The sequence below is a fragment of the Aliiglaciecola sp. genome (assembly GCF_039982535.1).
Classification (GTDB): Bacteria; Pseudomonadota; Gammaproteobacteria; order Enterobacterales; family Alteromonadaceae; genus Aliiglaciecola.
The window spans coordinates 28,277-41,819 of the sequence record NZ_JBDWYG010000045.1 but is presented as its reverse complement, the minus strand read 5'-3'; the positions used below and the strand labels follow the sequence as shown (position 1 = coordinate 41,819).

12 protein-coding genes are annotated in these 13,543 nt (G+C 42.8%); 7 read left to right on the top strand and 5 right to left on the bottom strand.

Going from position 1 to position 13,543, the window contains the following annotated elements; translation table 11 throughout:
• Positions 1 to 23 precede the first annotated feature (23 nt).
• Together ABJV04_RS14225 and ABJV04_RS14220 are read right to left on the bottom strand one after the other, a co-directional pair.
• Positions 24 to 1,145, bottom strand: a complete 1,122-nt coding sequence (locus tag ABJV04_RS14225) for an aminotransferase class V-fold PLP-dependent enzyme (protein WP_348492217.1) — start codon at positions 1,143 to 1,145, stop codon at positions 24 to 26.
• Between the two features lie 5 nt (positions 1,146 to 1,150).
• A complete protein-coding gene (locus tag ABJV04_RS14220) occupies positions 1,151 to 1,903 on the bottom strand; it encodes a tryptophan 2,3-dioxygenase family protein (RefSeq protein ID WP_348492216.1) in 753 nt (250 codons plus the stop codon).
• Positions 1,904 to 2,042: 139 nt separating this feature from the next.
• Between ABJV04_RS14220 and ABJV04_RS14215 the strand changes: the two genes are divergently transcribed.
• On the top strand, positions 2,043 to 2,495 hold the full coding sequence (locus ABJV04_RS14215; protein ID WP_348492215.1) for an Lrp/AsnC family transcriptional regulator: 453 nt from the start codon (positions 2,043 to 2,045) through the stop codon (positions 2,493 to 2,495).
• Between the two features lie 19 nt (positions 2,496 to 2,514).
• Here the strand turns inward: ABJV04_RS14215 and ABJV04_RS14210 are convergent, their stop codons facing one another.
• From ABJV04_RS14210 to ABJV04_RS14200, 3 genes are all read right to left on the bottom strand, one after another.
• The gene (locus ABJV04_RS14210; RefSeq protein WP_348492214.1) at positions 2,515 to 3,387 is read right to left on the bottom strand and encodes a hypothetical protein; all 873 of its coding nucleotides are present in this window, start codon (positions 3,385 to 3,387) and stop codon (positions 2,515 to 2,517) included.
• A 166-nt stretch (positions 3,388 to 3,553) separates the two neighbouring features.
• Positions 3,554 to 4,555 (bottom strand): hypothetical protein, encoded by a 1,002-nt coding sequence (locus tag ABJV04_RS14205; RefSeq protein ID WP_348492213.1) that lies wholly within the window; start codon positions 4,553 to 4,555, stop codon positions 3,554 to 3,556.
• A gap of 84 nt (positions 4,556 to 4,639) precedes the next feature.
• Positions 4,640 to 5,218, bottom strand: a complete 579-nt coding sequence (locus tag ABJV04_RS14200; RefSeq protein ID WP_348492212.1) for a DsrE family protein — start codon at positions 5,216 to 5,218, stop codon at positions 4,640 to 4,642.
• 377 nt (positions 5,219 to 5,595) lie between these two features.
• Between ABJV04_RS14200 and ABJV04_RS14195 the strand changes: the two genes are divergently transcribed.
• From ABJV04_RS14195 to ABJV04_RS14170, 6 genes are all read left to right on the top strand, one after another.
• On the top strand, positions 5,596 to 6,762 hold the full coding sequence (locus ABJV04_RS14195) for an efflux RND transporter periplasmic adaptor subunit (RefSeq protein ID WP_348492211.1): 1,167 nt from the start codon (positions 5,596 to 5,598) through the stop codon (positions 6,760 to 6,762).
• Between the two features lie 10 nt (positions 6,763 to 6,772).
• Positions 6,773 to 9,913: an efflux RND transporter permease subunit gene (locus ABJV04_RS14190; RefSeq protein ID WP_348492210.1), complete on the top strand. Its 3,141-nt coding sequence runs from the start codon at positions 6,773 to 6,775 to the stop codon at positions 9,911 to 9,913.
• Between the two features lie 578 nt (positions 9,914 to 10,491).
• Complete coding sequence (locus ABJV04_RS14185; RefSeq protein ID WP_348492209.1) at positions 10,492 to 10,689, top strand: twin-arginine translocase TatA/TatE family subunit; 198 nt, start codon at positions 10,492 to 10,494, stop codon at positions 10,687 to 10,689.
• 21 nt (positions 10,690 to 10,710) lie between these two features.
• Entirely contained in the window at positions 10,711 to 11,103 is a 393-nt protein-coding gene (locus ABJV04_RS14180) for a preprotein translocase subunit TatB (RefSeq protein ID WP_348492208.1), read from the top strand.
• The gene (gene tatC, locus ABJV04_RS14175) at positions 11,100 to 11,918 is read left to right on the top strand and encodes a twin-arginine translocase subunit TatC (RefSeq protein WP_348492207.1); all 819 of its coding nucleotides are present in this window, start codon (positions 11,100 to 11,102) and stop codon (positions 11,916 to 11,918) included. The genes ABJV04_RS14180 and tatC overlap by 4 nt, the downstream gene beginning before the upstream one ends.
• A gap of 164 nt (positions 11,919 to 12,082) precedes the next feature.
• Positions 12,083 to 13,543, top strand: coding sequence for an alkaline phosphatase PhoX (locus tag ABJV04_RS14170; RefSeq protein WP_348492205.1), 1,461 nt, complete (start codon positions 12,083 to 12,085; stop codon positions 13,541 to 13,543).

Below are 13,543 nucleotides of genomic sequence, written 5' to 3'. Positions count from 1 at the left end.
TGCTGAGAATCACTGGCATGCTGTCATCGCTGATTGAATACTTCAGTCAGCAATTCCACCTCTTGTTCCGAATTATAAATATGGAAGGACAACCGTATTACATTACCTCGGGTATCAAAATAACAGTGACGCTTTTTTAACCCCTGACTAATGGCCGATATGCGAGTTTCAGGCAATTCGAGGCACAAGGTTCCCCCATTATTTTGCAAATCAACAGGCTGGGACAGACTTTGACTCACCGTTTGCAAAAACGTCTTCGCCAACCGTCGGTTATGCGCAAAAATTGATGCCTGTCCAATATCTAAAATCGTTTGTAACCCACCTAAAGCCAATGCATAAGGCGCAATATTGGGTGTTCCACCCCAAAACCGTTTTGCATCATTGGCATATTGAAAGTCTTTGATTTCCATAGCAAAAGGATCACGGTGAGAAAACCAGCCCACATCAATGGGTTGCAGTTGCTCGACGGTCTTTGGATTAACCCACATAAAACCAGCCCCAGGGCCGCCACATAACCATTTAACGCTTGAACCAAAGATCACATCCACATCCCAGCAATTTAGGTCAATGGGTAAAATACCCGCAGACTGGGCAACATCCACAGCAAGGTAACAAGAATGCTGTTTACAGATTTGTGCAATTGACTGAATAGGTGAAACCTCACCTGTGTTTGAATGAACATGGGTGGCCAAAACGCAGTAAATATCGGTTTCAATATAGCGCTGCCAAGTGTCAATCTTACAGGCCGATTCTGATGCGGGTATGAATACAAGCTCAAAATCTAACTGCTGCATTGCCTGAGCTACATAGCCCATGGATGGAAACGCATCCTCATGGATGAGCACCTTGCGTTTGGCCGTTTCTGCGGTATCTTTTGGCAATGCCATTAACCACTTCGTAAAACCACTAGAAAGGTTAGTTTGTGGGCAAAAATCCCTAGAGTCTGCGTTGAACAGCTGACCTAGGCCTGTACAAAACAAGTCCACCGTGTGTAACCAATGTTGCCATGCATCTCCCCCTGACAATTTCCAAGGGGTTAGAAAGTTTTCAGCCAAACTAAGCTCTGACTTTTTGCCTAAACATCCTACCGAATGACTTAAAAAATAAGGGTTAGGAGGAAGGTTGAACAACTCATTAAAACTCACCCTGGTTAACTCCCGTTGGCTTGTTTTTTAAGGATAGAGTCACGTACTTTGCCATTAGATTGTCCCCAAGCGTCTGTCATCTGATTTCGGATCTGCCATAATTCGGGGAAAAATTGGTTTCTGGCACCGGATTTTAACAAATCTACCGGGCGACCTTTCAGGGAGTGCGATTCCATTCCAATAGTACGTTGGATTAAGAACAAATGTTGCCAACGAAACTTCTGCAACAACTCATCAAATTCAACTAAACTTTCAGCAATAACATAGCTGTCGTCATGCTGATATTGGCTGTCATAGATAGCTTCAATAGTGGTGTTACGGTTCTCGATGTAATACTGATTGAATACGCTCCATATATCGGCAGGTATTTTTACTAAGGTACGAAAACCCGGTGACTCTTGGCCGCTACCATTCCCCAATTGCAGACGGATCTGTTGGTACTCTTTAGGAGACATTGTTTCTAACAAGTCCATTTGTTCAATCATCATTTTTTGCAACATGTGCACCCGCTTCATCAGCGAGATGACTCTATGACTTTGTTCGGCTTGCATATATTCAAGAACATCAATAAGAGTGAAGATCATCAACTTCATCCATAACTCTTCAACCTGATGCACAATCTGAAACTGTAGCTCATCTGAATTACATAATTTATTTAGGGGTTTTTGGCACTTCAATAAGCTATCGCACTGCAAATAAGCGCCATAATCGAGGATTTCAGGGTTTTCTAATAAGCGGCTATATTTTTGTCGGTACATGATGCTTTCCAAATGATTATCTTGGAACTCATGGTAATAGATAGTGATTTGAACATTGTTCTTCAAACACTTGATATTTTGATCTTTTTAGAACAAAGTTCTTTATATTTAAAATAAAGAAGAACGAAGGTTAGAGTTAATGCTAGATAACAAAGATAAACAGATCGTTTCTCAACTCGAAGAAGATGGTCGACTTTCCTTCTCAACTCTGGGGGATGCCATAGGTTTGAGTAAAACTCCGTGCTGGAACAGAGTCAAAACATTGCAAGAACAACAAGTGATTACTGGGTTTTCCGCCATTCTGTCGCCGCAAGCAATGGGCTTGAACATTCGCGCTCTGGTCAATGTTGTTATTGATATTGGACAACACCAAGCGTTTGAGGAGGCGATCATCAATCATGCATCCATACGCGCTTGTCATGCAATTACTGGAGAGTTTGATTATGTTTTGGAAATTTTAGCCAAGGACATAACGGATTTTGATGAATTGCTGCGGGTTGATTTGAGCAAGCTACCTGGAGTTTTACGCTTTAACACCGCAATCACCACGCGCTTAGTCAAACAAAATGGCCATTACAGCAAAATGCTTTAATCTGTTTTGCTACAGCAAGTTAATTGCCGCGCCCATATTTACTCACAAAACTTGTCGCAAAGCGCTGAGCAGAATCTACATCCATATTGAAATACAGTGACGGCTCAATAAGCTCCACTTCCATGGTGACATAAGCGTCTTCATATTTAACTAAGTCGATACGCGCATACAGAGGTATTTCTGGTAGCGCAGCTAAAACCTGTTGGGCCGCTTTTAACAAAGGCTCATCTGCCTCAACACTGCGAAGCTGACCACCGTGTTCTTCTTGAACTCGAAAGTCATTCTGCTTTGGCACTTTCACAATACAGTGACTGTATTCGCCGTTGAAATAGAACAGTGAATATTCACCTTCATTAATCACACTTTTAAGAAATGGTTGGATCATGTAAGGTCGTGAAGAAAAGATGTCGGTCAGACCTTGCTGCTCTTCAATAACAGATTCTAAAGAAAGGCGGTATGTGTAATCAGCATTAGCACTGACCAAGGGTTTAATAACAATTTCGTGGCAATTTAACGGCTTAAAAGCACTTTTTATCAGCTCAAAGTCAAAGGTGTCACACCAGATGGTGGGGACTATGCCCACACCTTTTATCTCAAGTGACTTCAAATAGTCTTTGCGAATATTCCACTGCACCAACTCTAGGCTGTTCTCCAATTTAGCGCCGCTTGCCACTATTTCCTCTAACACCGCTAAAAAAGCATCGGCGTCACTTTGGTAATCCCAAGTACTGCGAATAACCACTACTTCGAAATCACTCCAATTGATATCTTTCGCGCGCCATGACACTTCTATCGCTTCCCAGCCCATCTCTTCTAAGGGTTCATAGAACAAGTGGTCATAAACGAAAAAATCTTCTAGATCATTGGTCGATAATATGGCTACTTTTCGCATCGATTCTCCTGAAGGTAATAACGCAGACTTAGGCTTTTGTCGCAAAGAAAGAGTTAGAGTAACGGAGAATTATTCACTTCTCCAGCACTGTTAAAGAAATGTAAAATAAATTTATAGATCGGTGTATTTATTTAGGCAAAATACCTGGTTAGTGCAGAAAAAAGCGCTAAATTTGCACTAAGAATAAGGAATGATTAAGCAGTTTAAATAAGCTCCAAGTGAAAAATGGAATAGCGATGAGTATAGATACACGCATAACTAACAGACACAGGTTAGTCCATCTTTTCGGTGGGGTCTCATTTAAACTTTGAGCATCATTTAATATTAAATCACGCTCATGGGGCGTCAACTTTTCAAAACTAACCTGAGGCGTCATCTGTGAAACATGCCACTCATATTGATTTGCCGCTTTAAGGGTTTCAAAAGTACTGCTTTTTATTTGTCTAACGCGTATTAGCGGGTAAAAGGTCAAATTAATTAAAATTAATAACACAGTCATAGCAAGTAAAAAGTCTTTAAATTGAGGTTCGCCGCCAATCCAAAACAAGGGCACTAAAGAAATACCGATTGAAAAGAATAAGGCATTCCAAAATACCGCCTTTGCAAATGGGTAACTGTGCTGATTGCGAAACAACTCCACGGTTAAATATTCAACAATAAACTTATCAATAATTTTAGTATTGCGCAGGATCACCGAAATAGATAAACAGATGCCTGTCCACATCCACCAGGCTTGCAAAATAAGTGGGTAACGTATGAGGTTTTCTTCTTTACTTAAGTCTTCCACAAAGAAAAGGTGCTCAGTATAGAAATAGCTAAACATCATTAAGAAACCGCCAAGCACACAGATTATTAATACTTTACGGGGAATATTTTTAATTTGACTAGCAAGTTCAGTGGACTGACTTAGTGATAATCCACAGTTTTGCCCATTGCTTAACACTTCTTTATGGGCGATAGAAATAATGAACGGCATAATAAAAAAGCAAAAAGCACCAATAATTGGCAATGCAAAAGAAGCAGCTACATCTCTTATCTGCACTTCATGGGATAGCAAGTTAGGACTTACTACCAATCCAGAAGCGATATTAATCGAGATAAAGCAAACTGCAATACAAATTGCTACATAAGCTGAATTGATACTTAAACTAAAACTTCTACTTCTCACAGACATCCAAACAAGGTGTATTCTTAGACACTAAAACAAGTCATCGAGCAAAAATGCGCAATTTAACAATAACAACATGAACCCCTAAAAAGGATTCACTGAATAGCCGCGTTGATTCAACAACGAATGAGCGGTCATGGCGGAAAGCGACATTTGAACGCCCTCAATAAGCTCATCGTTGCTAACGTCACGAAACGCTGCAGACTGACCACAAAGGTATACTTCAACATTGTTTTTTAATAGTTCAGCAATTAATGGATTATTGGGATTCTCGGCATTAAATCGCTTTTTATAGGCAGCGGGGTTAAGTAAATCGCTGCCTGCACTACCATGAACAACCAACGCTAAATGAATATTTTCTTGTTTCGCGCCATTAGCCACCAGCATATTGAGAAAGCGCGCTAAACTATCAAAGTGTCGGTTTAAGGTTTTCTCACCACTGGTTTTACTCACGTCAAACGCCACTTTAAATTCAGTATTAGGGTCGAAGGTTTGGTCAATTTGCACTTTTGCATGCTTACCAAAACCTTCGATTACGGGACCAGTTGTAAATTTTCCAGTTTCTTTATTTGCAGTTGTCGCACCTTTTTGTGCAGCAACACTGTCGAATGCGCCCAATCCACAGCACAGACAAATACCTAACATTACAATAAACTGTTTCAACGTTCAGACTCCCATATTTTAATCCGTAGTAAATACTACCCTATTTTTGTAAATTCTCTGAGTAAGTTTTTCTCAACTGCCCACAAGATATATAGCAACTGACCATGCTAGCCCCGGCGATTTATCCATACAGAAGTAAAAAAATACACATATTTTAACAATTCAGCTAACCTAAAATCTTCTTTATTGCTGCTATACAAGGTAACATTGCGTACCTTTTAAAGAGTAAAAACAATTCAGGCATTCGTCAAAGCGATTATATGCGTTATGGGGAAGACCTTAGATGTGATGTAGTACTACTTGTTTTCAAATATCAAAAATAAATCGATAAAACAGGTAGATACCCATAAAGTATAATAACAAGAATGTGAGTTAGTATGAACAATACATGGTTTAAAGCGCTTCTATTCGTGGTAATAGTTGGCTTAGGAATTGGCGCTATGATGGTAATTGGCGCATCTGGCAAAGAAGAATCCACTCAAGAAGAAGTCGACACTCGTCCCCTAGTCAACATAGTCCCCGCTGAATCCATTAGTTATCAAGTACTCATCCATAGTTTTGGTGAAGTGACGCCGCTGGAAAGCACTAACCTATCAGCACAGGTTTCTGGCGAAATCACCAGCTGGAACCCTAAATTCGTTGCCGGTGGTTTAGTAAAGCGCGGTGAAGTTTTATTCAGTATTGAAAAAGACGCCTATGAAGCTGCGTTATTGCAAGCAGAAGCGGAATATATTCAAGCACAAAGCGCGTTAATTGAAGAGCAAGCCCAAGGCGAAGTAGCAAAACAAGAAGCTAAAAACCTTACCAGCACCAAGGTCAGTGACCTTTATCTTCGAAAGCCACAAATATTGAGTGCCCAAGCAGCGCTTAAATCGGCCCAAGCAAGAATGAAAATAGCCCAGCGTGATTTAGACAATTGCCAAGTCACCGCTCCCTACGATGCCCTTGTAATAGACCGCACCATTGGCCTAGGAGAATATGTTAGCAGTGGCGCTAAAGTAGGAACACTAAATAATATTGAGTCAGCCGAAGTTCTGTTTCCAATAGCCGGCTTTGATAGTGCCTATTTACCCGCTAACCTTGAAAACCAAGACGCGGTAGTCATTGTTAAAGGTGTAAACACTTTTAGCCGAGCGGGCAAAGTGGTTCGTGATACTGGGGTTATCGATCAAGCTACACGAATGAGTCATATTGTCGTCCAAATTGATGATCCCTATGGCTTAAAAAGCCAAGTACCTGCTCTGAAATTTGGTAGTTATGTTGAGGTTAATATCTCTGGTCAAGTGCTGGAAAATGTATATCGTTTACCCCAAGACTTGGTAACCAATAAGCAAGTCTGGGTAGTTGATAACGACAACAAACTGCAACCTAAACCGGTAGATATTATTCGTGAAGAAGGTGCGCATTTCATTATAAAACGCGGCTTAAACGAGTCAGACCGCGTGGTAACCACAATTCCAGATTACCCGCAAAAGAATATGGAAGTGCGCTTGTATAACGCACAGCAAGATGACGATTTAGTTGCCCAGCAACCTAACCAGTAGGCCGAATATAATGACTAATGAAGCCAAACAGACTGGACTAATCGCCTACTTTGCTAACAACTCAGTCGCTGCCAACTTACTCATGGTATTTATCGCAGTTTTAGGTGCAGCAAGCTACTTCTCCTTGCCTAGACAGATGTTTCCTAGCCTAGAAATCAATTACATCAGCATTCAAGCCAATTACCCCGGGGCCTCCCCACAGGAAATTGAAGAAGGTATTCTGATTAAAATAGACGAAGCCTTAAAAGACGTTACCGAGATTAATCGCAGTGTTTCAAGGGCATTTAGAAACAGTGGCAGAGTTAGCTTGGAAATTGATCCCGATGAGAAACTGTCTGATGTGCTAGACAAAGTTAAATTGCGCGTAGATGGTATTGCCACCTTTCCGGCGGGCATGGAACCGGTCACGGTTTACCAAGAAGAGTTTAACCAAGACGTCATAGAAATGGCCATTGTGGGCGATACAACCTTAGGGGAATTAAAACCCTTAGCCAAAGAGATTGAGACCGAACTGTTACAGTTAAACAATGTGTCTTTAATCGATTTATATGCGCCTGACGACGAAATTGCCGTTGAAATTAAACCCGACGAACTACGTAAATACAACATCACCCTCGACGAAATTCGCCAAGCGATTCAGCGCTATTCAGCAAACTATTCCGCCGGTCAATTGCGCACCGATACCGGTATTATTTCCGTGCGAGTCGAAAACCAGTTTTATAAAGGCGACGAGTTTCGCAGCATTCCAATTAAGATAGGAAATAATGGTGCCCAAGTGTTACTTAAAGACGTGGCCATTATTGAAGACGGTTTCACTGAGGGTGAACGCTACTTTAGCTTTTCTGGCCAAAATGCCATTTACATGTCAGTGAACGCAACCAAAGATCAAAATATGATAGCCGTGGCAGATTCGGTAAAAGCCTTTGTTGCAGAACGCAGTAAAACCCTCCCCCAAGGCATAGAGCTTAAAATCTTGGTTGATATGACCACATACGTTAGTGAACGACTCAATATGATGCTTAGCAACCTGTTTCAAGGTTCCATACTAGTGGCATTTATGTTGACCTTGTTCCTTCGCTTTAGACTGGCATTGTGGGTGATGATTGGTCTGCCAGTGTGTTTCTTAGGTGCGATTTTGACCATGAGTATGTTTGGTCTTACGATTAATGTACTGTCGTTATTTGCCTTCATTATGGTACTAGGGATTGTGGTGGATGATGCCATTGTCATTGGTGAAAGTGCCTATACGGAGATCGAAAAAAGCGGCGGCGGCGTGGAAAGTGTGGTGCGAGGCGCGAAACGTGTTGCTACTCCAGCCACCTTTGGTGTGTTGACCACCATAGCGGTATTTTTACCCTTTACTCAAGGAAGCGGATTTTTAGGCACCTTTATGTGGAATATCGCCGGTGTGGCCATATTCTGTCTAATCTATAGCTTAGTGGAATCCAAGTTAATCCTGCCCGCCCATTTAGCCCACACTAACTTTAAACCCATAAAACCTGGCAGTTGGCGAGATAGATTCAATACCCGCTTTTTCGGTTTTGTTAACGGGCCTTATCGCAACTTTATTGAAGTTTGCACCCGCTTCCGTTGGGCAGTATTCGGGACTTTTGTGGCTTTTTTGCTGATTAGTATTGGTCTAATTACTGGCAATTTTGTGCGCATGGTGCCCACCCCACCTGTGCCCCATGATTTCCCCAGTATTCGTATAGAAATGAATGAAACTGTCTCCGATACGGCCACCATTGAAGCCTTGCAGGTTATCGAAAAAGTCATCGAGAAAGTGGAAAACGACGTTATTAATGAATACGGAACAGGCTTAATCAGAGACATACTGTCATTTAACGATGGCCGCACCGAAGGGCAGGTTTTAATTGCCCTGGTTCCAGAAGAAGAACGTCACTTTGATACCTTTGAGTTGGCCAGAAGATGGCGAGCAGAAATACCTGAAATTCCAGGTATGAAGTCATTTACGATTCGAGATGATCCCTTTGCAGAAGGTAACGGTGATGGCGACTTCGGCTACCTATTGTTTGGTCCAGATTTAGAGACTCTCAATGCCGCCGGACTCAAGCTCATTGAGTTACTGCAGCAACAAGAAGGCTTATTCGATGTAAGCTCTACTATCGATCCGGCCAGCAAAGAAATTCAAATGACCCTGTTGCCCGTGGCCTATGACTTAGGTTTAGACCTTTCTTCTATCGCCAGCCAAGTAGGCACCAGTTTCTACGGCGGTGAAGCCCAACGAGTTATCCGTAATGGTGAAGAAGTAAAAGTTATGGTGCGCTACCCTAGATTAACTAGAGAGCGTTTCGCAGAGCTTAAATACGCTGTCATTACCACACCATCCGGCAGGGAAGTTATGTTAGGTGACGTGGTTAATTTAGAAGAAACACCAGGCATTAGCTACATTCGCAGAGAGGGTGGTTATCGCAGCGTTTATGTTTATGGCAACATCGACGAAGAAGTGGTAGAACCTAACGAAGTGGTGGAAAAAATAGCTAATGATCTGCTGCCTGAAATGCAAAAATTCTACCCATCAGTGAAAACTGAACTCGGCGGCGCAATTGAAGAATCACAAGCTCAGCAAAACGAACAAATTTTGTTTTTCATTGCCGGCTTGATCATGATGTACATTCTTCTAGCCGTACCACTGAAAAGCTACATGCAGCCGTTCATGATACTGATGGTTATCCCATTCAGTTTCACCGGCGCTATATGGGGGCACTTTATTTTTGGTGCAGACCTAAGCACCATGTCGACCTTCGGCCTGATTGCTGCCGCAGGGGTGGTAATTAACGACTCACTGTTGATGACAGATTTTATCAACACCATGCGTAAAAACGGCATACATATTAAACAAGCGGTGCTCGACGCTGGCTGCGCTCGTTTCCGAGCTATTACGTTAACCTCAATCACTACATTTGTTGGCGTAGTACCCATTATGTTCGAAACCAGCATGCAAGCAAGAATGGTCGTGCCCATGGCCATCGCCTTAGGTTTCGCGGTTATGTACGCCACCATAGTGACCTTGATTCTGATCCCCTGTATGTATCTAATTCTAGATGATATTAAATTGCCATTTAGATGGATCAAAGGAAAATTATCCAAGTCCGAAAGCCAAGCAACACCCCATCAAAGCACCCCGTAGGCGGGTGTTTTAATCCCGTGGGGGTTTTGTTGAATCCCCTACCCACCTGTAGGCGGGTGCTTTAGCCCCGTGAGGGTTTTGTTGAATCTCCCACCCACCTGTAGGCGGGTGCTTTAGCCCCGTAAGGGTTTTATTGAACCCCCTACCCATGGCCTAAAGGCCATGCTACAGGCTCCGCGCGATAATGGTTTACCCCTCACCTGTAGGCGGGTGCTTTAGCCCCGTGAGGGTTATGTTGAATCCCCTATCCATGGCCTAAAGGCCATGCTACAGGCCCGCGAAATAATGGTAAATCCCTCACCTGTAGGCGGGTGCTTTAGCCCCGCGAGGGTTTTGTTGAATCCACTACCCATGGCCTAAAGGCCATGCTACAGGCCCCATAATTCATACCCCGACATTCCATGGCCTGAAGGCCATGCTACAGGTCCGTGCGCCGATTGAAACATTCCATGGCCTGAAGGCCATGCTACAACTATCTCTGTGGTGTTAACGCTGTTACTTTTTAATTTCATATTTTCGTCATAGCTTGGTCATATTCACAACGCATGCTTGTTCGACTTTAATTGGAGAGCACAAAAATGAGTTTAAGTATTTGGCAAGTAGTTCTAGTGGCGTTGTTATTTATTTTGTTGTTCGGCAGAGGTCGAATCCCTGCATTGATGGGTGACTTGGCTCAAGGCATCAAGAGCTTCAAGCAAGGTATTGGCGAAAGCGAAGAACAGACTACGCAAACTGCCAGCGAGTCTAAACCGAAAGAAAAAATCGAAAACCAATAAATATATCTACGGGAGCACAGTATGTTTGATCTCAGTTGGATAGAACTTGGTTTTGTAGCCGCTTTGGCATTATTGGTGATAGGTCCTAAGGATCTCCCCAAGATGTTCAAAATGATTAACCAATTCGTGACCAAGGCGAAACGCACTATCAATGATGTTAAAGGCGGCTTTAAGCAGCTTGAAAATGAAATTCGCATTGTTGAAGGCACTACCACTGAATCAACCAACTGGAAACAACTTCTCCCCGAAGACATTCGCAACTTGCCCGACGATTTTATCCCAGGTTCGCAAAACGCTGAATATCATAATAACCGTGCCCAACAAATCGCCAACAAAAAAGCTGAAGTTGAACAAAGTCAAAATGCTCAGCTAGAGCAACCCGCTGCTTCCACCAAACAGGAACAGATTCAATGAGCCAATCTCAACAACAAACCAGCAACCCAGATGATGAGGTGCAAAACAAAGCGCCACTGCTTACTCATTTAATTGAATTACGCAGACGCCTACTTTTCTGCTTTACTTTTTTTGCTTTGATGTTTGCTGTTTCCTACTTTTTTGCCGAACAGATTTACAGCTTTTTACAACAACCTTTGTACCAAATATTTGGCCCCGACAGCGGCAGACGCATGATCTACACAGGTTTGCATGAAGCCTTTTTTACTTATATTAAACTGGCCTTCTTCAGCGCCACCTTTTGTACCTTGCCCATTACGTTGATTCAAATTTGGAAATTCATTGCGCCGGGCATGTATAAAAACGAACAAAAAGCCCTATCTCCATTGTTTATTGCCACTCCCATTTTATTTGTTATGGGCGCAGCACTGGCGTTTTACGTTGTGATGCCATTGGCTTGGGAGTTTTTCATTAGCTTTGAATCAAGCGGTCAAAACGCCACAATCAATGTGGAGTTGGAAGCCAAAATGAGTGAATACCTTGCGTTAGTTATTCGTTTGATACTCGCCTTTGGTTTGTGTTTTGAATTGCCGGTTTTGCTTTTGGTATTAGCCAAGGCAGGCGTGATCGATGCGCAAACGTTAAGAGACTATCGCAAACACGCCATCGTTGGCGTCTTTTTCATTGCGGCTTTAATCACACCACCAGATCTAATTTCACAAATTGCCTTAGGTGTACCAATTTTAGCCTTGTATGAACTGTCTATAGTGTTGATAAATTGGACTCAATCTGAACAACAACAGAACCTTCGCAAACAAATGGATCAATCCATCTAAGTGATTAATAAAAAAGCAATATTTATGTCACTAAAAGTTTAAAAAAGCGTAAAAAAAGAGATCCAAAACTGTCATTTAAGGTCGGTAAATTAGTACACAGCTAGTTGATTTACATAACGAGTTCAACTTACGCCAAACCACTAATTATAAGGACCGGAAACACCATGTCAGAACAAGAATTAGATTTAATCCCACAAAATGAAGATAAAATTGAACCTGCTTTTAGCCGTCGCCAAGTATTAAAAGGTGGCTCTATTGCAGCAGCAAGCACAGCGTTTGCAGCAGTTTCTAGCAAAGCTCAAGCGGCGTCATTACCCTTTAACAATTCATACGGCCCGCTTACTCCTACAGCAGACAAAGCAACAGGTCTAAATCTACTTTCTTTACCTGAAGGTTTTGAATACACCTCTTACGGTTGGACTGGTCAAGTACAATCAGACCTTTTACCTACACCAACTGACCATGATGGCATGGGTATCGCTGCAGTCAAAGGCAACATTATTTGTCTTGTTCGTAACCACGAATGTTCAGAGGGCGAAGGCTTTCCAGCGTCACCTCGTGGTGGCCGTGGCGTTTATAACGCAGCACAAAATGGCGGTACCACTAACCTGATGTTTGATATCGTTAAAGGTGAATTCTTATCTTCATACAACAGCCTTGGTGGCACGATTAGAAACTGTGCTGGCGGAAGCACACCTTGGGGAACATGGTTGTCTTGTGAAGAAACGTTCCACAACTGGAACGCCGGCCCACAAGGGGAAAATCACGGTTACGTATTCGAAGTCCCTGGATTTGGTATCTCCGATGGCCAACCGATTCGTGAAATGGGTCGTTTCTCACACGAAGCTGCAGCTGTTGATCCAGCAACTGGCTATGTATATGAAACTGAAGACGCGGGTTCTTCTGCATTCTATCGTTTTGTTCCTGCAGGCGAATGGGGTGACTTGAAATCTGGCGGTAACTTGTATGCCATGGTGCTAAACGGTGAGTCGCGTGTAGATTTGCGTGGTGGCTTAGTGCAAGGCACAGTTTGGGATGTTACTTGGCAGGAAGTTGCTGATCCAGACGCAACAACTGACAGATGTTACAACCAAGCTTCAGACGCTGCAATTGTTGAGCGCGGTGAAGGCTGCTGGTATGACGATGGCAAAATCTACTTCGTATCAACCTCAGGTGGCGCAGCCAACCTTGGACAAATCTTCTGCTACGATCCTCGCAAAGAAACCTTAACTATAATTTTCGAATCATCTGACGCAGTTAATGAAGTAAATGCGCCAGATAACATCGCTGTTAGCCCACGCGGAAACATCTTGATGTGTGAAGATGGTAGTTCAAACCCTAAACGTCTTATTGGTTTAACCATGGCCGGTGAAACCTTCCCGTTCGCTGAAAACAATGTGTCTTTGGACCAAGGCGATTTAGCCCAAATTGACTCCATCTATCCAGGTACAGAAGCTAATTTCTGGGATTCAGTTGGCGACTCTACCGACGGTAGCAACAGACGCAGCTTTACTAGCCAAGAAATGGCTGGCGCATGCTTCTACGGTCGTTGGTTGTTCGTGAACGTGCAATCACCAGGTGTGACATTCGCTATTACTGGTCCGTGGGAAAACGGCGCACTTTAA

Coding starts and splice junctions, on each gene's coding strand:
- ABJV04_RS14220 (WP_348492216.1), bottom strand. CDS start 1,903: ATGTACCGACAAAAATATAGCCGCTTATTAGAAAACCCTGAAATCCTC.
- ABJV04_RS14215 (WP_348492215.1), top strand. CDS start 2,043: ATGCTAGATAACAAAGATAAACAGATCGTTTCTCAACTCGAAGAAGAT.
- ABJV04_RS14210 (WP_348492214.1), bottom strand. CDS start 3,387: ATGCGAAAAGTAGCCATATTATCGACCAATGATCTAGAAGATTTTTTC.
- ABJV04_RS14195 (WP_348492211.1), top strand. CDS start 5,596: ATGAACAATACATGGTTTAAAGCGCTTCTATTCGTGGTAATAGTTGGC.
- ABJV04_RS14190 (WP_348492210.1), top strand. CDS start 6,773: ATGACTAATGAAGCCAAACAGACTGGACTAATCGCCTACTTTGCTAAC.
- ABJV04_RS14185 (WP_348492209.1), top strand. CDS start 10,492: ATGAGTTTAAGTATTTGGCAAGTAGTTCTAGTGGCGTTGTTATTTATT.
- ABJV04_RS14180 (WP_348492208.1), top strand. CDS start 10,711: ATGTTTGATCTCAGTTGGATAGAACTTGGTTTTGTAGCCGCTTTGGCA.
- tatC (WP_348492207.1), top strand. CDS start 11,100: ATGAGCCAATCTCAACAACAAACCAGCAACCCAGATGATGAGGTGCAA.
- ABJV04_RS14170 (WP_348492205.1), top strand. CDS start 12,083: ATGTCAGAACAAGAATTAGATTTAATCCCACAAAATGAAGATAAAATT.